Source organism: Shimazuella sp. NTD247 (genome assembly GCF_059510415.1).
Genome location: NZ_JCAJZU010000007.1, coordinates 82,184 through 105,307, shown reverse-complemented (window position 1 = coordinate 105,307; position 23,124 = coordinate 82,184). Strand labels below are relative to the sequence as shown.

Here is a 23,124-nt window from a genome sequence, read left to right as displayed (position 1 = left end):
AACAGCATCAGTTGATATGATTAAAAACCACATTCAATAAACGAATGTGGTTTTGTTTTATATGTGCATAAATCAAACACACCTCTAAATTGGATTTCTATATGATTTTTATAAAAATACACATTAACACATGTAAATGTTTTTTCTTATATAATGATATACAAAATTGATATAAGGAGTGTTTCCTATCCGTTTCTTAAAACATATCGACAAATCTGATAAAGAATTTTGGCATACTTGTAATCTGGTGCGTAATGATGAACTAGCCAAACTAAAAGAGAGATTAAAAGAGTATTCAAACCATCTCCAGCAGGAAACCTCTAATAAGATTACACTTCTTTATTTTAGTAAATCAGAGGAAATGGCAGTTTTTTTGATAGAACAGGGATTATCTGTTCATCACAAGGACGAGTGGGGCAACACACCCTTACATTTGGCAGCATATGAAGGTTTTGTAGAAACCATTCCCATATACTTACGAAACAATGCGGATACAAAAGCGGAAAATCGATGGGGTCAAAAGCCTTATCAGCTTGCTTTAACTCCTGCTGCTTGTGACTTATTTGTCAATACAAGGCAAAATGCAGAGAAAAGGTTAGACGAAAATCTACAGCATATCACTTTCTATGAAGCTGCAAAACAAGGAAAAGAAGCAGCAATACGTTATATGCTGTCTTCTGGAGTAGATCCAAATTTACTCAATCATGAGGATTTTCAAGTTGATCACTGGGAAGACACTCCACTCCATAAAACTATTTACATCGGTTACCATCGCATTGTCGACTTGATGCTGCAATATGGAGCAAACCCAAACGTACATAAAAATGTGTCTCTTTACCGTTCTGCATACAACAGTTTCACTGCACGCGCTTTACATAAATACGGAGCCAAAGCTACACCTGAACAATTAGATCAAGCATGTTGGGAAGCTTGTGTCAATGTAGGAAACGATGCATTACTACAAGAATTTATCGCTTATGGTGCTCCTTTAGACAAATTGTATATTATTCACGATGCGATCCGCAGGCCAGATCAGACAACAGAAGAACACCCTAAAATCATAAAAACACTTGTCCAGCATCGACCGGAACTTTTGGAATTTATAAGCAGGATAGACGAAACTCCATTGATAAAAGCGATTGATATCGGAAATCAACCCATCATCGAATGCTTAATTGAATTGGGAGCAGATATCAATAAACCAAATAAAACCGGTGTAACTCCGCTTCAACAAGCGATTACTAGTAGAAACAAAAAACTTATTCATTGGTTAATTGAAAAAGGAGCAGATATTGCTTCTACCGATGAAACTGGGATATCTCCATATAAACGAGCAGTTTTCTCCCAACAAAGAGAGATCGTGCATCTATTAAACGAAGTTTTAACCGAAAGAGGAATACCCGCACCAGAGATTTCACTGCCGCCAACAGCAGAAGATATCTCTTTATCCGAAGAGCTGTCTCATTTTTTTCTTGATGATGACTGGAATGATGCGGTTTTCAGCCGTTGGAATCAAACAAAGTTTTTATCTGTCGCTCATAAACTCGGTTTTCCTCATATCTACAAATCTTTTTCTTCCACCAGCGCAGATAAAATCACCTACTTTTTTGCTCGTGAAACATTGCTTATGCAAAAAGTAGATCATGATGATGAGATGAATGTAACGCAATATTATGCCTTCCATCCTGATTATCCAGATGCTTGGATGATGTATATCAATTGGTGGAATGATGAACAAGGAATCGACTACACACAATTTCATTTTCGTTGTCCGGATGCTTTGGTTGAAAAGACGAAAGCAATTTTTTCAGAAAATGACCTCATTTCCCATTACTCGCTCACAGGGAAGGAAGATACTATTCAGCAGTTATATGATTGCAGTAATGCGTATTTGCAATCTGGATTAAAATCTTTATGGAACACACCCTTTTATCGGGATATGCAAAAAACAAAATAAGAGAGAAAAACAAATACACATCAAACAGATGTGTTTTTTATAGATATTTCATAGTATTCAGGTGCGTTGATTGGATAATCTTAGCAGATCTGGCAATCTACGCACACCTAGGAATAGAACCATTGTCTTTACATTTCTACATGAACAAGCCCCTGTGTCTCGTTTACTTTTGAAGTTTGCTGATCATTGACTTTGCTATTTTCCGTCACAACAATCTCCTGCTCTGCCTTCTTGCGATTCTGCTTTTTCCAAATTGCATAGCCCAAATAACTGAAGTAGATGAACCAGCAGATGAAGGAAGCACAAACTTGCAAAGCCAGACAATGTCTGCTGTAACCCAAATCATGGCCAAAAATAGACCTGTATCGCACAAAGAAAGTACTCGGTTGATCCAGAGTTTCTTCCTAGCTGGCCACTGCACATTCCATACAAACAGAAAAGCAGCGAAGAACAACAGGTAATCATGGGGACCAAGCTCACAAAACAGACGAATATTCTTCTTTACCTGTGCTGTTTTGTCAACCAAGATGATCTTAGAGACACAGAGCAAACAAAGAACAACAAACTTTGCTGTAGAAGTGTGGAACCGAATGGTACGTACAGACATAACTTTGTCCTTGTCCTAAGTGAAATGGTAACTTACTAAAATATTACCCCAATTGACAACTCCATACGGCTAAAGCCGTTGGATTCTTGGGACGATAGCCTCACGACTATTTCATTACCAAGCTAACCCCGTGCGCCCCACGGTTTATGTTTGTTGATTTCTTCCTTGCCGCGAGCAAACTTGGTTTTCGTCTGTCACGACTATACATCTATTACCATGGGAATGTTTGTTTGTAAACTCGCTTTTTCCAAAGGTTGAACCAGTGAAGGAAAATTCCTTACCCTCGTTCAACACTCGCTTTCATCCCACGATTTAAACCGTGGGTTTTCTCGCACGCAATGCTATAATCTTAAATCAACATACAATGCATGCTTTATTCATGTAATTTTATGTACTCCGACTCCTAAGAGCCGGAGGTAAACTTTACAATTTAATCGTTATCTCTTCTGCGACATGTTACTCTGATTCTTGTTCCTCTTTCAAGAACAATGGTTCTTGTAAAGCGAGGTGTTCCACATACAAAAACAAATCGACGGCGGCTCGAACGGCAAATAGCAACTAATACTTCTCCTCTGCGGAGCGTGCGAGTTATCGTTCTTCCCGAAAAGGTACCACAGGTACGAGTAGCTGTCTGACCTCGGCGTAAGAAAATAACCTCCGTGCGAAAACGGCGACGGCGGTTACGATCTCGATCTCCCTCATGAAATACTCTCAAACTATTACCTCCTTTCTGTTGTTTGCTATATCATATGAAGAAGATAATAATTTGAATAAGGTAGATAACTAGATTTTAAAAAAATAAGCAAATCCCCTTATTTGAAGGGGATTTGCTTATTGATCTTTCTTTTGCATGGAACGAAGTGCATTCCGGTAATCAGAATCAGAAATTTGTTTTTTCTTTTTTGCTAGTTCCGGTTTCTTCGCTTGAAACTTTTTCAAAGCCTCACGATAACTGCTGTCTTCTATTTTAAATGATTTTGTTTCTTTTTTCGGTTCTGTCTGGACTTCTTGTGCCGATGAAGCAATACCATCTTCTTCTTGTTGCTCTTGTCTTTCTTCGTGACCAGCTTCTAATCTTTCTTTTTCAAATTCGTCTTCTTCTGCAGTCACTTCTTCTGCTATTTTTTGAATGGTAGAATCAGCTGGTGACTGCTCTTCATTATTCAACTCTACTGTTGTATCTGCTATCTCTACAGCATTTTCTTCTTGTGCTTCCCGGCGGCTTGATTGTGCCCGAACATTAATAACTACGAGTAGTATCAATAAAATAGCAGCTATTGCAAAACATACTATTGGTATAACCATGGGGCTGACTCTCCCTTACCTATGCTCGATTTTCTACAAATTGCTTGGTTACCTCTGCTACTCTTTTTCCAAGGGCTCTACCAAGCGCAGTATCATTTGCAGTTAAAGTAGTGGATACGCCTGGTGTATCTTCAACAGGGCATGTGATACCTACGCCATAATAAGAACCGTAGAGTGCGTTTTCAGGTACATCAGCAGGTAAACCGACAACAATCATCCCTTGATGCAGCATTGGAGTGATCAAGTTAAGCATAGTAGCTTCTAAACCACCGTGATGAGTAGCTGTTGTACAAAAAACTCCTCCGATTTTATTGATAAGCTTTCCTTCTGCCCATAAATAACCCAATTTATCAATCCAAGTTTTTAATCCTGCACTAATTGTGCCAAAATGTCCAGGACATCCCCAAATAATAGCGTCCATATCTACCATTTGATATACATCCGCATCATTGACATGTTGAATATGTACTTCTGCACCTTCCACACCACTTGCCCCTTGTGCTACGGCCTTTGCTAAGGATTCTGTGTGCCCACCTTCACTATCATAAACAACATAAACTTTCATTATGCTTTCCTCCTGATACTGACTTTACATTAGGTTTTCTTCTTCTGTAATAGGGTGTCAATCCTAATGCTTTTCCATACGAATATTCTTCAAATCTAAACACAAACAAACTGATTCCCTGTATGATTATATCAAAAGAATCATTCATTTGGCGAAGGAAATTTGAACAACATGAAAATTTAAGTACATGAAATGAATAAAGGAGTTATAAACTAAGTGTCATATCCTGTTTTCCATTATTTTCTATCCTTTATTTGTTTCTTTAACAATCAATTCTCTTAATGCTATTGACCAAAGCAAACGCAAAAATCGCATCACTCGATGCGATAATCCATTGAAGCATCTATGAATACTTATATCTTTACACGGCTAGTCTTGTTTATCTACGTATTTACTTAAATCTAACATTGTTTGATTTACATTTTTGATGCGATTCTCTACTTTTTTTGCAGCAGCATCAAGCGTGTATCCATCCTCTAACAACTCTTGGATAAGGATAATTTTTTTGATATCCAAATAACTGTATTTCCTTGTTGTTCCTTCCCCGTCTTTTTTAGACTGAATAATTCCTTTTTCTTCCCAGTAACGTATTTTTCGTGTTGGTAATCCAGTTATCTCAGCAACTTCTCCTATACCAATGACTAGCTTACTCAACAATTGATAGTCGAAAAACAGATCTTCCTCCTTCATTTTTCTTCCCCCTTTTTTACAATGATTGTAAGTATTCTACATCAAATGAAATAAAAGCGCAAAACCTACAAGTAACGTATTGACTTTCGTTGTAAATAAACTACAATTAATGTAACTAATAAACAATCAAAGTTACTTATCTGCATTGATTTAAAATTTATTTCCATAGAACCATCTTGAGGAGGATCACTATGCAAAAAATTATGAGATCATCATCAACTTCTTTTGTAATGAAAAGAAACTATTCCCTTATTACGGCACTACTGTTTTGGTGTGGATTGGTTATAGTATCAAGTCTATATGTGACGATACCGTTGTTCCCTAATATCTCAACCGCATATCATATCTCATTAGCAGAAGCAGCATGGTCTGGAAGTGTTTTTTCGTTGTGTTATGCAATTGGGTTTTTGCTGTTTGGTTCCTTTGGAGAACGGTTTGGCAGCAAGAGAATGATTTTGATCTGCTTAGGATTATTGACCATTGTCTCTCCCTTCATTGGATTTATTCATCAATTTGAAGTTTTGCTTGTATTAAGGGGACTGCAAGGGCTAATAGCTGCAACGTTTTTCCCTGCTACTCTTACTTATATCGTAAACATATTTCCCATGAAAAGAAGAGGGACAGCGATCGGTTTCGTTAGCTTTGGTTTACTTACAGCAGGTGTGCTGGGACAACTATTTAGTAGTATAATTAGCCAAACATATGAATGGGAGTATGTTTTTTACTGGATCGGGATTATCTATTTTTCTACTTTTGTTATTTGTTTGTTTGTCATCAAGAAAGATCAACCGATTGATAGAAAAATAAATCTATTTCCTTCCTTACAAGATTTTGGTAATATTTGGATAAACAAAAATTTGCTGCTCTGTTACTTGATAGCGATCACGGTATTACTCGCATTTGTTGGTATGTATACAACACTTAGCAACTATCTTGTTCAATTATTTCAAGGAGTAAATGCCAATACATTAATCTCTATTCGAGCAGTCGGAATCATAGGGATGATAACTGCTTTGTTTACAGGAAAGCTTGCAGCGAAGTTCGGTGATGTGAAAGTACTTCGAATTGGTTTAGCTTTATCTGTAATCGGATTGGCATTACTAGGAGCAGCTACAAATCTTCCTTTTATGGTTGTAATGAGTGTAGTTTTTGTTGGAGGAATCGCGATGAATATCCCTAATCTCATTGGAATCGTCAATCGATTAGGCGGGGAATTGCGAAGCACAGCTGTTTCCGTTTATACATTTATTTTATTTTTAGGAGCAACGATTGGACCATCTCTTGTAATGAATCTTGTCCCGCTTGTTGGATATATGTTTACATTTGAAATCCTTGCAGCCCTTCTCGGTATCGCCTTGGGGATAGCATTCTTTATTAAAAGAGAAAATTAAACACGAAAAACCTAGTATATTCCCACTAGGTTTTTCGTGTTTTCAAATATGATCACGCAAATATTTCACACAACTGCATTAAACAAGCAAAGTCAAAGAACCATTTTCTCACCAAATCTCGTGACATAGTTTAACGAAATAAAAGGAAGGTTCCCTTAAAATATATTTGCTGGTTCTTTCAAAGATGTTGTTAACATTTTCTCCGCAAACTTTGTATCCGTTAATAACGGTCTGCCGATCGCAATAATATCTGCCAGCTGATCTAATAATATTGAATTTGCTAACTCTGGTGTATAAATCTTTCCGACAGCAATGACCGGTATTCTTATATATTGCTTAATAATAGAAGCATAGGGAACTTGATATGCATCATGCGTTGATAAAGGTATCGTAGGTATTAATCCACCTGCAGATACATCAACTGCATCCAAATAAGATTCTAAATATGTCAGCGCATGTCCTAAATCTGCTGGTTTTAATCCATTTGCATCGAACTCTGATGCAGAAACACGAATAATCACCGGATAATCTTTTCCTACTTCCTCGCGAATAGCTTCCAATACTTCACGCAACAAGCGAACGCGATTTTCAACGGAACCCCCATATTTATCGGTACGTATATTTGATAATGGAGAAAGAAATTCATGTAGCAAAAAGCCATGTGCTGCATGCAATTCAATTCCATCAAAACCTGCCTGTAGACTTCTTCTTGCTGCCAGACGGTATTGTTCAATAACATTCATAATGTCTTGATCATTCATTTCATTTGGCTCTGCAGATTCCTCATCGAAAGCGATTGAACTTGGTGCTAACAGATTTTGTGTAACTTGTGGTGAAGATTTCCGACCACCATGAGATAATTGAATAAATATCTTTGTTCCTTTATCATGAACGGCTTTAACAATGCCTTTTAGCGGTTGGATGTGTTCATCACTGAAAATACCGATATCGTCAGGAAATAATCTGCCATCTGCAGATACAGCAGTAGATTCAATAATCATCATCGAAATTCCATCTGCCCGATCAGCATAATGTTTGATATGATAATCAGTAGCAAATGACTGAATCGTACCTTTATTTGTCTGCATAGGAGCCATTATTAGGCGATTTTTGAGTTCTAGTTTCCCTAATTTAATAGGGCTTAAAATAGTTGTCATCTTGTTTCCCTCCTAGTTGGTATATCCAGTTTAGTAGATAGAATCATTTAATTACATGGGAAAGAAAAAGCATTTCAGACAAATTACTTATTATTTATAAGCATTGATTCGCTTTAGCTTTAAATTCAAAGCAATATAATAGAGGTGATACATGTATGGACACAACAGATACTAAAATCATTGCATTATTACAAGAAAATGCACGTATTACCATCTCCCAAATTGGAAGATTGATCAATATGACACAACCAGCAGTAGGAGAGCGCATTCGGAAATTGGAAGAAAAAGGTATAATAAAAGGATATCAAGTAATCCTTGATCCAGAAAAATTGGGTAAAAATATTACTGCTTTTTTACTTATTGAAACAAACGACTGTGGAAAATTAGTTGCGTTTTGTAATCAATCCGATGAAGTAGTTGAAACATATCAACTTAGTGGCCGGTACAATTACATGATTAAAGTGATGACACAGTCCATGCGAACATTGGAAGAATTTATCCATGCTTGTTCCCCATATGGATTCTCTACTACTATGACGGTAATATCTGAACCAACAAATATTAAACCAATGGTAATTCCGGCAGATTAATAATAATATTTACAAAAATGTAAATATATATAAAATCATTATAAAGAAATACGATATGAGGCCCTTTTATGTTTGAATTCATTTTTCCTTTTCGATAAAATAATTTTATGGTTCATATTATTCAAACAAAGGGAGTGGAACATGCAACTTATCGATTGTTTACAGCAGTTATATAATGAGTTGCAGGATGTTACCATTTATTACAAACCAAACAAAATTCCCGAAAATGATCATGAAGTCTTTTTTGGGAATGAATTGTTCTCTTATTATCAAAACAAACTCATCTGCCATTTCCAAAATGATGGGTTTGATTCTACTACGGAAATGTTATACCACTTGGAAGAACTTCATCTGCTGCATAACAAACCTTTTCAGCAATATTCCTTTTACTTCGAAGACTTATCTCTTGATGCTTGTCTAACTTTTATTATGTTCTACTGTCGACACCATGGCGTTGATCGAAAAGATTTTCCATTTGAGTGGATCGATTACACAATTCGATGGGAATTAGATGATTTTAAAACAACCGGGAAACCTTATGAATCTTGGGGATGTTTACACAACGCACTTGCACATTCGTATTTTCTAATCGAAGAACAAATCGATGAAAGCGGAAAAATGTTTACCATCATCGACGAATCTCAAGTTACAGAGGGATTGCAAGCGTGCATATATTTAGCGATTTCTCTCATGATGGATCATGTTCTGCCATACGAGATTCCTCATTCCAATCACATCGAGGAATATAACCGTGCCCTCCTTTATTTAAAAAAAGAACATCAAAAATATGAACTTACAATCAAACAAGCCACGATCACTCAATTGGAGTTACCCATAAAAGATTCAAATAAGACCGTTTTAATGGATGCCTTCATCACTACCGAAAACACTTATATTGGCTTATTAAAGTCATTTTTGACTCATGATAGTGAGCGTACTTGGCTCGAATCTGGTTTCCAGTTTTTTGCTATTTATCGGCCGGAGTTGATAGGGACTGGTCGTGATATTGTCATCCAAGTAACATCTGGGCAAAATGTGCATTTAAAAGATTTGTGGTTACGATTAGAAGAATTAGAAGAGAAACGATGGGACAATCACAGACCAATTGATTGTCATTGGCATAATCAAGAAGGAAAATATCAAACAATAGCAGCACCAAAATGCAAAAATCATCAAAAAGAACACACAAAAGTTCTCTGGTCAGATGTTATTAATATCATATGGGAACTATACAACCCAGCTAAATCTATCACTGTGAATCCATATTTATCTGATACGTTAGTTGGGAATGCTTGTCGAATATACGAATGCAAACCTATTTGGTCTGGTGCAAAATTTTTAACCGCGGCAAAGTGGAACTCACTCGGTCAACAACAGGTATTAGTTACTTCTCCTACTTTACAACGCTATCTAGCCATTTGTGCATCAAGAGTTCAAGAAGAGGAAATTCCACCCATCTATCCATTACCGCTGGAAAGTTCTTTTGATTTTATGGAAACTCCATTTGGCTATGCTATTGTGCATGAAAACGGCATTTTTTTACTGGATGATTGGAACACTGAACCGCTTGATCTAGTCTCCTACCAACAACAAGTACAAAATGTAGTGGAACAAGTAACCCTTTTCCAAGAAATTCACGAAGACTGTATCCAAATGATGTCCAAAGTTTTAGAGTGGTTAGCGAATAAACAAACACTGTCCAATTCGAAATTAATCGAAATCAATCATTGGATTAGCAGCAATAAGACGAGAATCCGCTATACTATTTTAACTACCATGTTTTCCTCCTCAGACTATCACCTCCGACAGTTTCGTGAAACGATCGAAAAACGATGGACATTGCATTCGCAGTTGCAGGAACTGTATGAATCTATTTCTGAATTGGAACAAATTATTGATAATCACACAAATTTGAAAACAAATCGCTTGATTGTGCTTATTACAATCTTCGGATTTCCTGTTGTTTTATTTAGTGGTTTGTTGGAGCTGATTTTTAAAAACGTTCCCACCTACAAATGGTTTGGTATTCATTGGACTGGTTTAGGTTTGTTTGTTATTCTTTCGCTCATCGGGATGGGAGGATTGATATCATATTTAAAATATAGTCCAAATCCGTCAAAACGTAAAAAGAAGCAGCATCCAAATCTTCCAATGAATCAAATAACACGTCACTTTTTTTGATGATACAACTCCATAAACCGTTTCTGTCTGCGGGACAGATAGAGAACTGGGCATTTCATAATAAAACTAGGCAGAGCAATCTTCCTGGTTTTTTATGTTTAGAATGACATGCAAAACCAAGAAATTGCTTAAAGATGAACCGATTAATCCAAATGATCTGCAAGTTACAAAGAAATAAAAATATATATCTTAAAAATCAAAAAAGAGAATAGTCAGGAGTGATATCGAATGAGTTCCTATATCCTCGATTTTCAGAAAGTGAAAAGTACACAGTTCTTGCTCGTTGGTGGGAAAGGGTTGAATTTAGGAGAACTGTCAAAGATTCAAGGGATACAAGTACCAGAAGGATTTTGTGTTACGACAGCAGCTTACCAAAAAGCACTCGAACATAATGAAGTATTTCAATCATTATTGGATCAACTAACACTGCTAAAAGTAGGGGATCAAGAGCAAATAGAGGAAATCAGCAAAAAGATTCGACAAACCATTATGGAGGTTGAAATCCCTTCCGATGTGGTGAAAACTGTTGCTTACTATCTAACCCAACATGGCGATAAACAAGCTTATGCCGTGCGCTCAAGTGCAACAGCAGAAGATTTACCGTATGCCTCTTTTGCTGGTCAGCAAGATACTTATTTAAATATTTTAGGAGAAGAATCCATCTTACACCATATTAACAAATGCTGGGCTTCTCTATTTACAGATCGTGCAGTAATCTACCGCATACAAAATGGATTTGACCATCGAAAAGTTTATCTATCTGTTGTCGTTCAACGGATGATTTTCCCACAATCATCTGGTATTTTATTTACTGCTGATCCAATTACTTCTAATCGAAAAGTAATATCGATCGATGCTAGTTTTGGACTAGGTGAGGCTCTTGTATCCGGCTTAGTATCTGCCGACTGCTACAAAGTACAAGAAGAGAAAATCATCGATAAGATGATTGCAACCAAAAAGCTAGCAATCTATGCTTCAAAAGAAGGCGGAACCGAAACACAGCAACTCAACTCTGATCAACAAAAAACGCAGACACTTACTGATCAACAAATTTTACAGCTTGCACGAATTGGAAAACAGATTGAAGCTCATTTTGCTTGTCCTCAAGATATTGAATGGTGTCTATCTGACGAGGCATTTTATATCGTACAAAGCCGTCCTATTACTACATTATATCCTGTCCCAGAATCCGATGACCGAGCAAATCGTGTCTATGTTTCGATTGGACATCAACAAATGATGACGGAACCAATCTTGCCCCTAGGTATGTCTTTCTTTCATTTATTAACAACGGATCAACCTTTGCGACACGCAGGCGGGAGACTATTTATTGATTTCACACATGATCTGGCTTCACCTATCAATAGGAAAATTTTGTTGAATATGATGGGACAATCAGATCCACTTATAAAAGATGCGATCATGAAATTAATAGAGCGAAAAAATTTTATAAAATCGTTACCAACTGGTAAAAAGATATTAAGTATTAGCAAAAGGAATGAAGGTATGTCCTGGGGGATTCTGGTACAAATGATGAAAGTCTATTTCCAAAATAATCCGACAATCGTTCCTAATTTGATAAAAAGCAGTGAACTATCCATAGCAGAGTTAAAACAAAACATCAAAACAAAATCAGGATTAGACTTAATTGATTTTATTCTAGAAGATTACAAGCAACTAAAAAAGGTTTTATATAATCCTCAAAGTTTAGGCGCGATAATGGTTGCTGTATATGCTTCCTCATGGATCAATAAAAAAATGAAGAAATGGCTGGGTGAAAAAAACGTTGCAGACACGCTTTCTCTATCAGTACCAAACAATGTTACTTCCGAAATGGGTCTTGCGCTATTGGATGTTGCTGATATAATTCGCCCTTATCCAGAAGTGATTAATTATTTGCAACATGTAAAAGAGAATTACAACTTTTTAGAAAAACTGGTTACATTAAAAGGTGGACAAAAGGCACAAGAAGCGATTATTGCTTATCTCAACAAATACGGAATGCGGTGTACTGGAGAAATTGATATTACAAAAACTCGATGGAATGAAAAGCCATCTACACTCATCCCAATGATACTCAGTAACATCAAAAATTTTGAACCGAATGCTAGCAGACATAAATTCGAACAAGGACGACAAGAAGCCTTAAAAAAAGAGCAAGAGTTATTAGAGCGATTGCAACAATTACCAAGTGGTAAACGAAAAGCTAAAAAAACAAAACGAATGATCAGCTTGATCCGGAATTTTATCGGTTATCGAGAATATCCAAAATACAGTATGATTAATCGCTATTTCATCTATAAGCAGGCATTACTGAAAGAGGCCGAACATCTTGCAGAAACCAAAGTTATTCAAGAAAAAGAAGACATATACTATCTCACTTTTGAAGAGCTTCGCGAAGTTATACACACAAACCAACTAGACTACCAAATCATTCGCAAACGAAAAGACAAGTACAAACAATATGAAAAACTAACTCCCCCGCGAGTTATTACATCTGATGGAGAAATCATTGCAGGTAAATACAAACGAGAAAATCTACCCAACGAAGCGATTATTGGTCTGCCAGTTTCTTCCGGGGTGATAGAAGGAAGAGCACGTGTAATATTAAATATGGAGAAGGCTGAACTAAAAGATGGAGATATTTTAGTTACTGCCTTTACAGACCCCAGCTGGACACCTTTGTTTGTATCCATCAAAGGTCTAGTCACTGAAGTGGGTGGTCTAATGACACACGGAGCAGTCATCGCACGCGAATATGGCTTACCAGCAGTTGTTGGAGTAGAAAATGCCACCAAACTGATAAAAGATGGACAACGTATTCGACTGAACGGCACAGAAGGTTATATCGAAATTTTGGACTGAGATCATCTTATAATAACATTGCGAGCGAGAAAACCCACGGTTTAAATCGTGGGATGAAAGCGAGCGTTGAACGAGGGTAAGGAATTTTCCTTCACTAGTTCAACCTTTGGAAAAAGCAATTTTACAAACAAACATTCCCATAATGTATATTCGTGACAGACGAAAACCAAGTTTGCTCGCTTTTTCAATAAAAGATTATCAGTTACTACCAACAAATAATATTGTTCCTGCCTAATCATCTGATAAAATGATTGAGTAGGAACTTTTTCAAAAGGAGTCTCTTCTTATCCATTGATCACACATAACCACCACGAAGTTCATCTAGGAGGACGATCAATATGACAAAAAGGACAGGCTTTATTTATGATGAGAGTTACTTTTGGCATGATACTGGTAATGGTGCATTATTTATGCGGCCAGGTGGTTGGATTGAAACAGATATTCACTCCGAGAATCCTGCGACCAAACGCCGGGTCAAAAATTTGTTAGACCGCACTGGATTTATTCGTGAACTAGTTTCCATCGAACCGCGAAGTGCAACCGAAAATGAAATCGCTTACTATCATACTCCTGATTATATTCAAAAGGTTAAATCACTGAGTGATGGAATGGGCGGAGATGCTGGAGAAGCAGCAATCGTTGGTACAGGTTCCTATGAAATTGCACTCTTATCTGCAGGTGGTGCACTAACAGGAGTAGACGCAGTAATGAATAATCAGGTTGATAATGTCTACGTTTTAACACGCCCTCCTGGTCATCATGCGGAAAAAAGTTTTGGGATGGGATTCTGTCTTTTTAACAATGTAGTAATTGCAGCTCACTATGCTCGAAAAAAATATGGACTAAAAAAAATACTGATTGTGGATTGGGATGTACATCATGGAAATGGTACTGAAAACGCATTTTTGCATGATCCCAATGTTCTCTTCTTCTCCATCCATCAAGAGTTTTCTTTTCCTCCGAACCGCGGTATAGCAGAAGTGGTAGGAGAAGGAGACGGGCAAGGATACAACATCAATATCCCATTACCTGCTGGTACAGGAAATGCTGGTTATTTATACGCAATTGATAAAGTGCTCACTCCTTTAGCAGAACAATTCCAACCTGATCTCGTATTAGTATCTGCAGGTCAAGACCCTAGTGTATTCGATCCACTAGCCCAAATGATGGTTACAGCGGAAGGTTTCTATCAAATTGCAACGAAAGTAAAACAAATAGCTGATAAACACTGTTCGTCTCGATTAGTGGTATGTCACGAAGGCGGTTATAGTTCTGCATATGTACCATTTTGCACCTTACGTGTGATTGAAGCGATTAGTGAGCGCCAAAGTAAAGTGATCGAAGATCCTTTTCAATTAGGAGTGGAATCGCTTCCAACCAATGTTTTACTTGATCACCAAAAGACCGTAGTGGAGTATGTCAAGCAACTTCATCGTGACTATTGGAAACTGGCATAAACATACCGAGTGGGTGTGTCTGATCTATCTTCGAAATAGATCAGATTTTTTTAGTTTCTATTTCTTTCTATCAAAAATCATTTCACCGCCTGTGCTACAGAGGAGATAACATAGGTATCATCAAAATAATATTCAAGAATCCACTCTTCTTTAAACATATCAACAATTGCCCCATTTTGAGGACAAATGCGATGCCAAGAGCGAACACTTCACGAATAGACAAATTTGCTTCAAATACATTTTGTCCAGTGGCAAATGCCACATGAAGACCTGCCTTTGCGAGGGAAATGACTGCCTTCCGATCATTGGGATGAATTCTCTTCTCTTATCCAGCAGCGTGCCATCGAGATCCATAGCCATCATGCTAATCATGTTTCAGCCTTTTGTTTTTATGACGGGTTGGAAACAATTTTATTGTATCACTCGCTTCATATGATTTTCGCGAACTATAAAATTATTTAATACAAAAAGGAAAAATAATTCGCAAAAACCTATTGCGAATTCCAAACCTACAGTTGTATAATCATCTCGTCTAAACGTGAGAATCATTATGTAAATGAGAGATATCCTCCATTTTGTGCACTTATATCATCCTTTACCATAGGATATCGCTCTATACGGGTTTAAACAGTCATTTTATCAGAAAAGAAGGATGCCTTATGTTCACCACTTTACTGCTCATTGTTGTTTTGCAGCTTGTTTATGTCTCTATGCTGACGGTTCGAACAATCTTGACGATCAAAGGCTATCAATTTATGGCGGCATTACTCAGTGCTGTAGATGTACTGGTTTATGTGATCGGTTTTAAAATTGTATTGGATAATTTAGATCAACCTATCAATTTAATTGTTTATTGTGTTAGTTATGGTGTCGGGTTATTTTTAGGAATGAAATTAGAAGAAAAGCTCGCACTTGGATATCTCAATATTTCTGTTATTACTAACAAAAACAATGTTCAACTCGTTCAGCAGCTTAGAGATGCAGGCTATGGAGTAACTGCATGGATAGGGGAAGGAATGGAAGGGGAACGCTTGATTTTATCCATCACTGCACATCGCAAACAACAAAACAGACTGTCCAAACAAATCGCAGAGTTAGACCCGCAAGCATTCATGGTTGCTTATGAACCAAAACACTTCCAAGGCGGGTTTTCCTTCCAGCCTTTTCGCAGAGCTTCTAATGCATGGACGATTTCTAAAAAGAAAAAAGCAGTTTCATTATAAATAAAGAACAGCTCATTCGAGCTGTTCTTTATTGTGACTGCTTCATATATTGTTCTATTAATTTTGCCGGATCATTGTTCTCCGCTTCTGTTACTACTTCTTTTGGAACAACCATTTTATTTGTTGCAGGATACGTAATCTGTACTTGTATGTTTAGCTTTTTGATTCCTTTCTGACCATTATCCAAATTCAGTGTTTGTCTTGTAAAATCAACATTATTTTCAATCGATGAGACTTTAAAGGTCTTTTTATCAATCAACATTTTAATATGATATTTTTGAAATTCAATTTCATTTGGATCAATCGCATCTGCATTGTTTTGAACATAATTATTCATCCATTTAAAATTGGACATGGTATCAGTACTGGTTAAATCCAATTCGTATGCGTCATTCGTTTCTTTCATTTGTACTTTTTCAGGAACAGATTGTAGGATGGAAAAATAAGTTTGCGCTTTGAGATCATCAATTTTCCCACCTAATGTTAAGGTGTGTATACTTAACTTTGCCATCTCCTGAAATGTTTTTCCATAAGGGACTTTTTCCCACATTTTTTTCTGGCCTTTTTCGTAAATATCTCGATAATACTGAAATTCTGGGAATTGATAGGTTTGGTCATCACTGTCATCTATTGCAAATTTAGTATGATATTCTTTATCTGAATAATAATCAACTTCTGTTTCTTCAGTTCCACTCATCATTGTTTCTTTATGGTTATATTTCGCTGGAACCAGCTTTGTTTGTTTCTTCAATTGCTGCGACACTTTTTCCATCACTTGTTCCTTGATCAGTGGTTTTATTGCTTTCTTTTCTGGTGATGCAGAGCATGCAGTAAGCAAAATGAAAATGCATGCAACTACAACGAGATGTTGCCAATAAGTTCTTCGTATCATGATGAACTCCCTGTCGCTTTATTTTTTTACTGACACACTAACGCTTCCATTATTCGTATCAATCACCAAATTCCCAGTTCCATTTCCGATCGTACCTTTTATATAACGTTTCTGATAATATTCCGCATCTTTATCGACTATCTTTTTGATCGGTAAATCGTTTTTTAATGTTCCAGTTTGGCTAGTTAGAGCCAAATAAAGATTAACTGGAACCTTTTGAAATTGAACCGTGACTTTTCCACTATCTGTCGAAATCTCATTGCTGCCGACTAAGGGAGCTGCTTGATTAACTGTGATGTTTCCAGCATCAGTATCTAATATCATCATGCCGTCAAAACGATGAATTTGAATATTTCCCGAAACGGTTTTCCCGTCAACCTGTCCTTTCGAATCTTGGACGAATATATCTCCATACATCGTATCGATTGTCATATATCCAGCATCAACATTTTTTAACTGAACAGCTCCGTTATTTGTTGCGAAATGAATCTGATCACCTGTTAAGCTGGATAAGGAAACATCTCCATTTTGCGAGTCTACTTGGACTTCACTTGCACCCAGTGGAACATCAGAAGTTATTTTTCCATCTCCGGAATTGATCTGGATTGCATCATAGGTCTGACTTGGAATCGATACATCTAACTGCAAATGATCCGGGAAACCTGCTGTTTCATCTTCATCATTTGCTTTTTTAGTGAAAACCTCATCTTTAATAATAGCTATGTAAATCTTTGTGCCGGATTTTTTTACTTGCAGCTGCACCTTATTATTTTTTGGAATCTTCCCAGTCAATTTCGCTTCTACCTTGCCATTATTGCTCTTATGAAGGATCAAATCAGCACCTTCACTATCAATTCCCATCTGTTGAACAACATTACTATCTACACTCTTCGTATCATTTACGATTTTCCGATCATCTTTTGGCGGGGAATGGAAGAAATCAGTAAAGAAATAAAAAATCCCCCAAATAATACCCAGTAAAATCAAAATTGAAATAACGATTGCTGCACTCTTTTTCAAGCCGCCACCCCTTGCTCTACACCTTATAAAATTCCAGTTTTTTTAATTAATACTATACATTTTGACATATTTTCATATTTTGGTCTACTTGATGAACTTATTTGGCATTACAAAAAACCTAATGATCTTCTATGATCATTAGGAAGCCTTAAAATGATAATTAAATATGAACCATATCCTGATTCATCCACTGCTTAACCAATTTACGGTTCTGCTCCTTAAAGATCTCATTATGAGAGGAAACAACAGCAAATTTTTCAGCCTTTGGTTCAATAAATCGTTTGGCTTTATTCACCGCATTTGCTGCATCTTGAAAACAGCCAGCAATTAAATTGAGTTTCCCTTCATACATCAAAATGTCTCCAGCAGCATACAAGCCCTCAATGGAAGATTCGCTATTACCTGTACCTTTAATATAGTAATTATCAATCAAATCTACATGAAATTTACTATTATTTATGAGAGACATGTCTTGATCAAATCCATGACTTACAATAACCTCATCTATATCTATATACTTAGTTGATCCTGTTACATGATTGGTTAACGCTACACTGCTGATTCTTTGCTGATCATAGGAGATCAATTTTGTTATGGTTGAATGGAAATGACTGCTTACACTACTCTTTTTAATTTGTATCGCTTGTGCCTCATGGCAAGTAAAAGCACTTCTTCTACAAACCAGATGAATTTTTTTCGCAATTGGCTCCAGTTCATTTGCCCAATCAATTGCCGAATCTCCACCTCCCGAAATAATAATTGTTTTATTTTTAAAGTAAGAGAGTGACTTTACGGTGTAGTGAAGATTGGAGACTTCAAATTTGTCTGCTCCCGTTATTTTTAATTTTTGCGGCTGCAAAATCCCACTGCCTATCGCTACAATAATTGTTTTTGAGAAGTGTGCTTGCCCAGAAGCAGTTTGCAGCTGAAAAACACCGTTTTTATCACGTTGGATGGACTCTACTTTTTCATTCAAAACTACCGTTGGATCAAAAGTTAAACCTTGTTCTATCAATTGTTTCATTAACTTTTCGCCTGTTATTGGAGGCTGACCGCCAACATCCCAGATCATTTTTTCTGGATACACATGTAATTTCCCGCCTAATTGGGCTTGAAACTCGATTATTTTCGTTTTCATTCCTCTTAGACCACTATAAAATGCAGAGTAAAGACCAGCAGGTCCTCCACCAATTATCGTTACATCATATATTTGTCCCATGTAAGTGCTGCCCCTTTATTTGAAAACGATTCTCATTATCATCAATGTACCTCTTTTTTATATATTCATCAATATTCATTTTTACATGGGCGTTTTTTAGTAGAGTACAACAAATCTTTACAGATTCGTTTATAGGCAATTCAATCTACAGCCCCTCCATGCATTTGGATTAAAAATCGCTCTAGTACATCAAGAAAACGATCATTTTGCTCTGGTGTTCCAATTGTCAAACGAACATGAGTAGGATATTTTAAACGATCTCGAATAATTATGCCTTCTTGCAGAAAAAAACAAAACACTTCCTGAGAAGGAACTCCTATATCAAATAACAAAAAATTTCCTTGTGAAGGATAATAATTTATATTCCATTCCTCCATTTTCCTCATGATCCGTACTCTCTCCCGAGCATTTATCATTTTCCAGTACTCCACAAACCTTTGATCATCCAATGCAGCGATTGCAGCCTGCTGCGCATAACGATTTGTATTAAAGGAAGGTTTCACACGATGTAATTCACTAATGACAGCAGGATTTGCTATTGCATAACCAATACGCAGCGCAGCCAATCCATAAATTTTCGAAAAAGTACGTAAAATAACCAACTGTGGGAATTTTGCCAACAGAGAAAGGCTATCTGCACGACTATCATCTGTCACATATTCTATGTAAGCCTCATCTACTACAACCAATATATTTTCGGGAATACGATGGAGAAAAGTCACCAATTGATCATGATAGATCAGCTCGCCAGTAGGATTATTTGGATTACAGAGCCAAATAATTTTTGTTTTTTCCGTAATAGCAGCCAACAACGCATCTAAATCGTACTTGCCATCGAATAAAGGTACCCGTACAGGAGTCGCACCTTCAATTTTTATTTCCGATTGATAGATAGAATAAGTGTAATCAACAAGAATAGACTCCTCACCATACTCTAAAAAAGTCCGACAGAGCAGTTGAATTATCTCACTTGATCCATTACCTATAATAAACTGTGCCGCATCTAATTGATAAAAGTGAGCTAATCGTTCTCGTAATAACGGAGCAGTTGGCTCGGGATAAAAATTCAAAAAATCTATTTGCTGTAATGCCTCTTTTACTTTCGGAGAACAGCCAAAAGGATTTTCATTGGAAACAAGCTTTATAGAGTCTTTTCTACCATACTCTCTCTCCATTTCTTCGATCGGTTTTCCTGGTTGATATACAATCAAATCTTGGATCGATTTTTTTGATTTAATCATATTGGTAGACTCCTTCTACTATTGATTGATAAATATTATCATCAATTATAGGGAAATAGTAAATAAATTTATAATATTAACTAATATTTTCTTATTTATATTAAAATAAAAAAATGCTATTTTTTCTATATCGCTCAATCAAAGAAAAATTTGAGCTTTACCATTAGAAAAAGCCGCAACTTGATTATTTATGTAAAAAAACAAATCAATAAATATAATTACATCATTCAACCCTTCATAAATTCTTCACCTATCTTGACGTACCTTAAGATAAAATGTATATTTTATCTACAACTATTAAATAGTTTTATATTTATTATCGATAATATTTTTAAAGAAGCTTTTGGAGGTGATGAAAAATCATACAGTTTTCGGAAGTTAATAAGTGGTATGGAGATTTCCAAGTTCTGAAAGATATTAACTTAGAAATCAACGCTGGAGAAGTTGTAGTTATTCTAGGTCCCAGTGGCTCAGGAAAAAGTACTTTGCTCCGTTGCATCAATCAATTGGAAACTGTTTCTGAAGGTGAGTTGATTGTAAACGGATACAAAGTAAACGATAAAAAAACGAATCTCAATAAATTACGGCAAGAAATTGGAATGGTCTTTCAACATTTTAATCTGTATCCTCACAAAACCGTGCTAGATAACATCACATTAGCTCCTACGCGTGTTCGCAAACTTAACAAAAAAGATGCTGAAGAAACAGCAATGCAATACCTCACGAAAGTCGGTATTCCTGATAAAGCAAAATCATATCCCTCTCAGCTATCAGGAGGACAACAACAACGAGTTGCAATCGCAAGAGGACTTGCCATGAAACCGAAAATCATGCTATTTGATGAACCAACTTCAGCGCTTGATCCAGAAATGATTGGCGAAGTATTAGACGTTATGCGTGATCTGGCAAAAGAGGGGATGACAATGGCTATCGTCACCCACGAGATGGGATTTGCCAGAGAAGTAGCTGACCGTATTATTTTTATGGATGAAGGAAGAATATTGGAAATGACGAAACCTGGCGAATTTTTTGAGAATCCAAAGAATGAACGCACCAAACAATTTTTAAGCCGAATTTTAAAGCACTAGTACTCTATATTATTAGCTATCAAGTAAGCGCTTACTAAATGAATTTGCACTTTTCTTACACATTGAGGAGGAGTTTCATGCGTTTTAATAAATGGGTTGTTGGTCTTCTCACGATTTTGATGGTATTTGTGGTAACAGCTTGTTCAAGTACTAACAATGACCAAGCTGGCAGTACAATCGATGCTATCAAAAAACGTGGAAAATTAGTTGCTGGTGTGAAATATGATACTTATTTATTCGGTTATAAAGATCCTAACGATAACCAAGTAAAAGGATTCGAAGTAGATTTGATGAAGGCGTTTGCTAAAAAACTTTTAGGTGATGAAAACAAAGTCGAATTCAAAGAAGTGACATCGAAAACTAGGATCAAATTACTTAATGCTGGCGATATTGACTTGATCGCTGCAACTATGACTGTTTCTGAAGAACGTAAAAAACAAGTTGATTTCTCTCATATTTATTTTTTAGCAGGTCAGTCTTTACTTGTAAAAAATGATAGCACCATCAAATCCATTAGCGATTTGAAAGGAAAAAAGGTTTCTACTTCTAAAGGGTCCACTAGTGCGAAAAACATAAAACAAATGGCACCTGATGCGGTAGTAGAAGAGTATGAAAACTACGCAGATGCATTAACTGCACTGAAATCTGGGAAAGTGGAAGCTGTCACCACAGATGATAGTATCTTGATGGGGATGCAGCAACAAAATCCAGATCTGAAACTGGTCGGTGGACAATTTACCAAAGAACCATATGGTATTGCAGTGAAAAAAGGAAATAGCGAACTACAAAAAGAACTAAACACCTTCATAAAAGAAATATGGGATAACGGACAATACGATACCCTCTATAAAAAATGGTTCAAAAAAGAACCACCAAAAGAACTACCAACGGATTCCGTCTTGCAAATGAACTAATTATCTTCTTCACCAAAAAGATGGGTATAGAATCGCCCATCTTTTTTAATAGAAAATAAGTCATTCCGAAAATAATTTTCTTAAGAAAGGAGTGTTTTGATGGATTTTAGTTTTTTGGATGTATACAAAGATAGTTTCATCGACGGATTTCTCACAACAATTGAAGTAAGCATCGTCGCTCTTGTACTGAGTTTGTGTCTCGGTGTCCTTATTGCAGTCTTTCGTATCTCCAAAGTAAAACCACTAGAGTGGTTTGGTACTGCTTATGTAGAATTTTTTCGTAACACTCCGCTCGTCATTCAAATATTTTTCTTTTATTTTGGTTTACCCAGCATCGGGATTGATCTATCAAAATTTATGGTAGCTTCGTTCGGGTTAGCGATCTATACAAGCTCATTTATTGCCGAAGCAGTGCGGGCTGGTATTCAATCTGTCAACATTGGACAAATGGAGGCAGCACGTTCTTCAGGGCTTAATTACGTGCAAACGATGTGGTATGTCATTTTGCCGCAAGCATTTAAAATCATTGTTCCTCCACTAGGAAATCAGTTTATTAACCTCGTAAAAAACTCTTCTGTTTTAGCACTTATTGCTGGTGGAGATATTATGTACGCAGCAGATGAAGCATCTACTGACTATGATGTGATTCCAATTTATATCCTTGTTGCTTGTTTGTACCTGCTACTGACTATCCCGCTGAGCTTAGTTGTAAACTATATGGAAAAACGCTGGGCAAAACAAGGTTCTAGATAGGAGGTGTGC

General features: G+C 36.6%; 21 protein-coding genes. 10 read left to right on the top strand and 11 right to left on the bottom strand.

Translation table 11 applies throughout. From position 1 onward, the window contains the following. Positions 1 to 178: 178 nt before the first annotated feature. On the top strand, positions 179 to 1,957 hold the full coding sequence (locus tag AC5WOC_RS16990) for an ankyrin repeat domain-containing protein (RefSeq protein ID WP_496056610.1): 1,779 nt from the start codon (positions 179 to 181) through the stop codon (positions 1,955 to 1,957). A 205-nt stretch (positions 1,958 to 2,162) separates the two neighbouring features. On the opposite strand, the gene AC5WOC_RS16985 is transcribed toward AC5WOC_RS16990, so the two are convergent. The 5 genes from AC5WOC_RS16985 to AC5WOC_RS16965 all read right to left on the bottom strand — a co-directional run bounded on the left by AC5WOC_RS16985 (position 2,163) and on the right by AC5WOC_RS16965 (position 5,124). After that, positions 2,163 to 2,564 (bottom strand): hypothetical protein, encoded by a 402-nt coding sequence (locus AC5WOC_RS16985; protein WP_496056609.1) that lies wholly within the window; start codon positions 2,562 to 2,564, stop codon positions 2,163 to 2,165. Between the two features lie 430 nt (positions 2,565 to 2,994). Beyond that, the gene (locus AC5WOC_RS16980) at positions 2,995 to 3,279 is read right to left on the bottom strand and encodes a hypothetical protein (RefSeq protein WP_496056608.1); all 285 of its coding nucleotides are present in this window, start codon (positions 3,277 to 3,279) and stop codon (positions 2,995 to 2,997) included. Positions 3,280 to 3,395: 116 nt separating this feature from the next. After that, entirely contained in the window at positions 3,396 to 3,869 is a 474-nt protein-coding gene (locus AC5WOC_RS16975; RefSeq protein ID WP_496056607.1) for a hypothetical protein, read from the bottom strand. Positions 3,870 to 3,888: 19 nt separating this feature from the next. Next, positions 3,889 to 4,434: an NAD(P)H-dependent oxidoreductase gene (locus tag AC5WOC_RS16970; RefSeq protein WP_496056606.1), complete on the bottom strand. Its 546-nt coding sequence runs from the start codon at positions 4,432 to 4,434 to the stop codon at positions 3,889 to 3,891. A 369-nt stretch (positions 4,435 to 4,803) separates the two neighbouring features. Continuing rightward, entirely contained in the window at positions 4,804 to 5,124 is a 321-nt protein-coding gene (locus AC5WOC_RS16965; RefSeq protein WP_496056605.1) for a MerR family transcriptional regulator, read from the bottom strand. Between the two features lie 191 nt (positions 5,125 to 5,315). On the opposite strand from AC5WOC_RS16965, the gene AC5WOC_RS16960 reads away from it, so the two are divergent. After that, positions 5,316 to 6,515, top strand: a complete 1,200-nt coding sequence (locus AC5WOC_RS16960; protein WP_496056604.1) for an MFS transporter — start codon at positions 5,316 to 5,318, stop codon at positions 6,513 to 6,515. Between the two features lie 155 nt (positions 6,516 to 6,670). Here the strand turns inward: AC5WOC_RS16960 and AC5WOC_RS16955 are convergent, their stop codons facing one another. Then, positions 6,671 to 7,672 (bottom strand): oxidoreductase, encoded by a 1,002-nt coding sequence (locus tag AC5WOC_RS16955; protein ID WP_496056603.1) that lies wholly within the window; start codon positions 7,670 to 7,672, stop codon positions 6,671 to 6,673. A 155-nt stretch (positions 7,673 to 7,827) separates the two neighbouring features. On the opposite strand from AC5WOC_RS16955, the gene AC5WOC_RS16950 reads away from it, so the two are divergent. From AC5WOC_RS16950 to AC5WOC_RS16935, 4 genes are all read left to right on the top strand, one after another. Beyond that, on the top strand, positions 7,828 to 8,262 hold the full coding sequence (locus AC5WOC_RS16950; RefSeq protein WP_496056602.1) for an Lrp/AsnC family transcriptional regulator: 435 nt from the start codon (positions 7,828 to 7,830) through the stop codon (positions 8,260 to 8,262). A gap of 141 nt (positions 8,263 to 8,403) precedes the next feature. Further along, positions 8,404 to 10,443: a hypothetical protein gene (locus tag AC5WOC_RS16945; RefSeq protein ID WP_496056601.1), complete on the top strand. Its 2,040-nt coding sequence runs from the start codon at positions 8,404 to 8,406 to the stop codon at positions 10,441 to 10,443. A 228-nt stretch (positions 10,444 to 10,671) separates the two neighbouring features. Beyond that, positions 10,672 to 13,308, top strand: a complete 2,637-nt coding sequence (ppsA, locus tag AC5WOC_RS16940; protein WP_496056600.1) for a phosphoenolpyruvate synthase — start codon at positions 10,672 to 10,674, stop codon at positions 13,306 to 13,308. 338 nt (positions 13,309 to 13,646) lie between these two features. Continuing rightward, positions 13,647 to 14,765: a class II histone deacetylase gene (locus AC5WOC_RS16935; RefSeq protein WP_496056599.1), complete on the top strand. Its 1,119-nt coding sequence runs from the start codon at positions 13,647 to 13,649 to the stop codon at positions 14,763 to 14,765. A gap of 94 nt (positions 14,766 to 14,859) precedes the next feature. On the opposite strand, the gene AC5WOC_RS16930 is transcribed toward AC5WOC_RS16935, so the two are convergent. Then, complete coding sequence (locus AC5WOC_RS16930) at positions 14,860 to 15,027, bottom strand: hypothetical protein (RefSeq protein ID WP_496056598.1); 168 nt, start codon at positions 15,025 to 15,027, stop codon at positions 14,860 to 14,862. Positions 15,028 to 15,424: 397 nt separating this feature from the next. Between AC5WOC_RS16930 and AC5WOC_RS16925 the strand changes: the two genes are divergently transcribed. After that, positions 15,425 to 15,988 carry a DUF2179 domain-containing protein gene (locus tag AC5WOC_RS16925; RefSeq protein ID WP_496056597.1) on the top strand — a complete coding sequence of 188 codons (564 nt, stop codon included), beginning with the start codon at positions 15,425 to 15,427 and terminating at the stop codon, positions 15,986 to 15,988. Between the two features lie 28 nt (positions 15,989 to 16,016). Here the strand turns inward: AC5WOC_RS16925 and AC5WOC_RS16920 are convergent, their stop codons facing one another. The 4 genes from AC5WOC_RS16920 to hisC all read right to left on the bottom strand — a co-directional run bounded on the left by AC5WOC_RS16920 (position 16,017) and on the right by hisC (position 20,360). Beyond that, positions 16,017 to 16,880 (bottom strand): hypothetical protein, encoded by an 864-nt coding sequence (locus AC5WOC_RS16920; RefSeq protein ID WP_496056596.1) that lies wholly within the window; start codon positions 16,878 to 16,880, stop codon positions 16,017 to 16,019. An 18-nt stretch (positions 16,881 to 16,898) separates the two neighbouring features. After that, positions 16,899 to 17,900 (bottom strand): DUF4097 family beta strand repeat-containing protein, encoded by a 1,002-nt coding sequence (locus tag AC5WOC_RS16915; protein WP_496056595.1) that lies wholly within the window; start codon positions 17,898 to 17,900, stop codon positions 16,899 to 16,901. Positions 17,901 to 18,060: 160 nt separating this feature from the next. Beyond that, positions 18,061 to 19,119 (bottom strand): NAD(P)/FAD-dependent oxidoreductase, encoded by a 1,059-nt coding sequence (locus AC5WOC_RS16910; RefSeq protein WP_496056594.1) that lies wholly within the window; start codon positions 19,117 to 19,119, stop codon positions 18,061 to 18,063. 140 nt (positions 19,120 to 19,259) lie between these two features. Then, positions 19,260 to 20,360, bottom strand: coding sequence for a histidinol-phosphate transaminase (hisC, locus tag AC5WOC_RS16905; RefSeq protein WP_496056593.1), 1,101 nt, complete (start codon positions 20,358 to 20,360; stop codon positions 19,260 to 19,262). A 359-nt stretch (positions 20,361 to 20,719) separates the two neighbouring features. Between hisC and AC5WOC_RS16900 the strand changes: the two genes are divergently transcribed. From AC5WOC_RS16900 to AC5WOC_RS16890, 3 genes are all read left to right on the top strand, one after another. Beyond that, the gene (locus AC5WOC_RS16900; RefSeq protein ID WP_496056782.1) at positions 20,720 to 21,448 is read left to right on the top strand and encodes an amino acid ABC transporter ATP-binding protein; all 729 of its coding nucleotides are present in this window, start codon (positions 20,720 to 20,722) and stop codon (positions 21,446 to 21,448) included. Positions 21,449 to 21,525: 77 nt separating this feature from the next. Next, positions 21,526 to 22,362: a glutamate ABC transporter substrate-binding protein gene (locus tag AC5WOC_RS16895; protein WP_496056592.1), complete on the top strand. Its 837-nt coding sequence runs from the start codon at positions 21,526 to 21,528 to the stop codon at positions 22,360 to 22,362. Positions 22,363 to 22,458: 96 nt separating this feature from the next. Further along, positions 22,459 to 23,115 carry an amino acid ABC transporter permease gene (locus tag AC5WOC_RS16890; RefSeq protein WP_496056591.1) on the top strand — a complete coding sequence of 219 codons (657 nt, stop codon included), beginning with the start codon at positions 22,459 to 22,461 and terminating at the stop codon, positions 23,113 to 23,115. Positions 23,116 to 23,124 lie beyond the last annotated feature (9 nt).

Excerpts from the sequence above, each read along its gene's own strand:
- AC5WOC_RS16895 (WP_496056592.1), top strand. The coding sequence starts at position 21,526 with ATGCGTTTTAATAAATGGGTTGTTGGTCTTCTCACGATTTTGATGGTA.
- AC5WOC_RS16975 (WP_496056607.1), bottom strand. The coding sequence starts at position 3,869 with ATGGTTATACCAATAGTATGTTTTGCAATAGCTGCTATTTTATTGATA.
- AC5WOC_RS16985 (WP_496056609.1), bottom strand. The coding sequence starts at position 2,564 with ATGTCTGTACGTACCATTCGGTTCCACACTTCTACAGCAAAGTTTGTT.
- AC5WOC_RS16945 (WP_496056601.1), top strand. The coding sequence starts at position 8,404 with ATGCAACTTATCGATTGTTTACAGCAGTTATATAATGAGTTGCAGGAT.
- AC5WOC_RS16925 (WP_496056597.1), top strand. The coding sequence starts at position 15,425 with ATGTTCACCACTTTACTGCTCATTGTTGTTTTGCAGCTTGTTTATGTC.
- AC5WOC_RS16965 (WP_496056605.1), bottom strand. The coding sequence starts at position 5,124 with ATGAAGGAGGAAGATCTGTTTTTCGACTATCAATTGTTGAGTAAGCTA.
- AC5WOC_RS16935 (WP_496056599.1), top strand. The coding sequence starts at position 13,647 with ATGACAAAAAGGACAGGCTTTATTTATGATGAGAGTTACTTTTGGCAT.
- AC5WOC_RS16955 (WP_496056603.1), bottom strand. The coding sequence starts at position 7,672 with ATGACAACTATTTTAAGCCCTATTAAATTAGGGAAACTAGAACTCAAA.
- AC5WOC_RS16970 (WP_496056606.1), bottom strand. The coding sequence starts at position 4,434 with ATGAAAGTTTATGTTGTTTATGATAGTGAAGGTGGGCACACAGAATCC.
- hisC (WP_496056593.1), bottom strand. The coding sequence starts at position 20,360 with ATGATTAAATCAAAAAAATCGATCCAAGATTTGATTGTATATCAACCA.
- AC5WOC_RS16910 (WP_496056594.1), bottom strand. The coding sequence starts at position 19,119 with ATGGGACAAATATATGATGTAACGATAATTGGTGGAGGACCTGCTGGT.
- ppsA (WP_496056600.1), top strand. The coding sequence starts at position 10,672 with ATGAGTTCCTATATCCTCGATTTTCAGAAAGTGAAAAGTACACAGTTC.
- AC5WOC_RS16950 (WP_496056602.1), top strand. The coding sequence starts at position 7,828 with ATGGACACAACAGATACTAAAATCATTGCATTATTACAAGAAAATGCA.
- AC5WOC_RS16960 (WP_496056604.1), top strand. The coding sequence starts at position 5,316 with ATGCAAAAAATTATGAGATCATCATCAACTTCTTTTGTAATGAAAAGA.
- AC5WOC_RS16920 (WP_496056596.1), bottom strand. The coding sequence starts at position 16,880 with ATGATACGAAGAACTTATTGGCAACATCTCGTTGTAGTTGCATGCATT.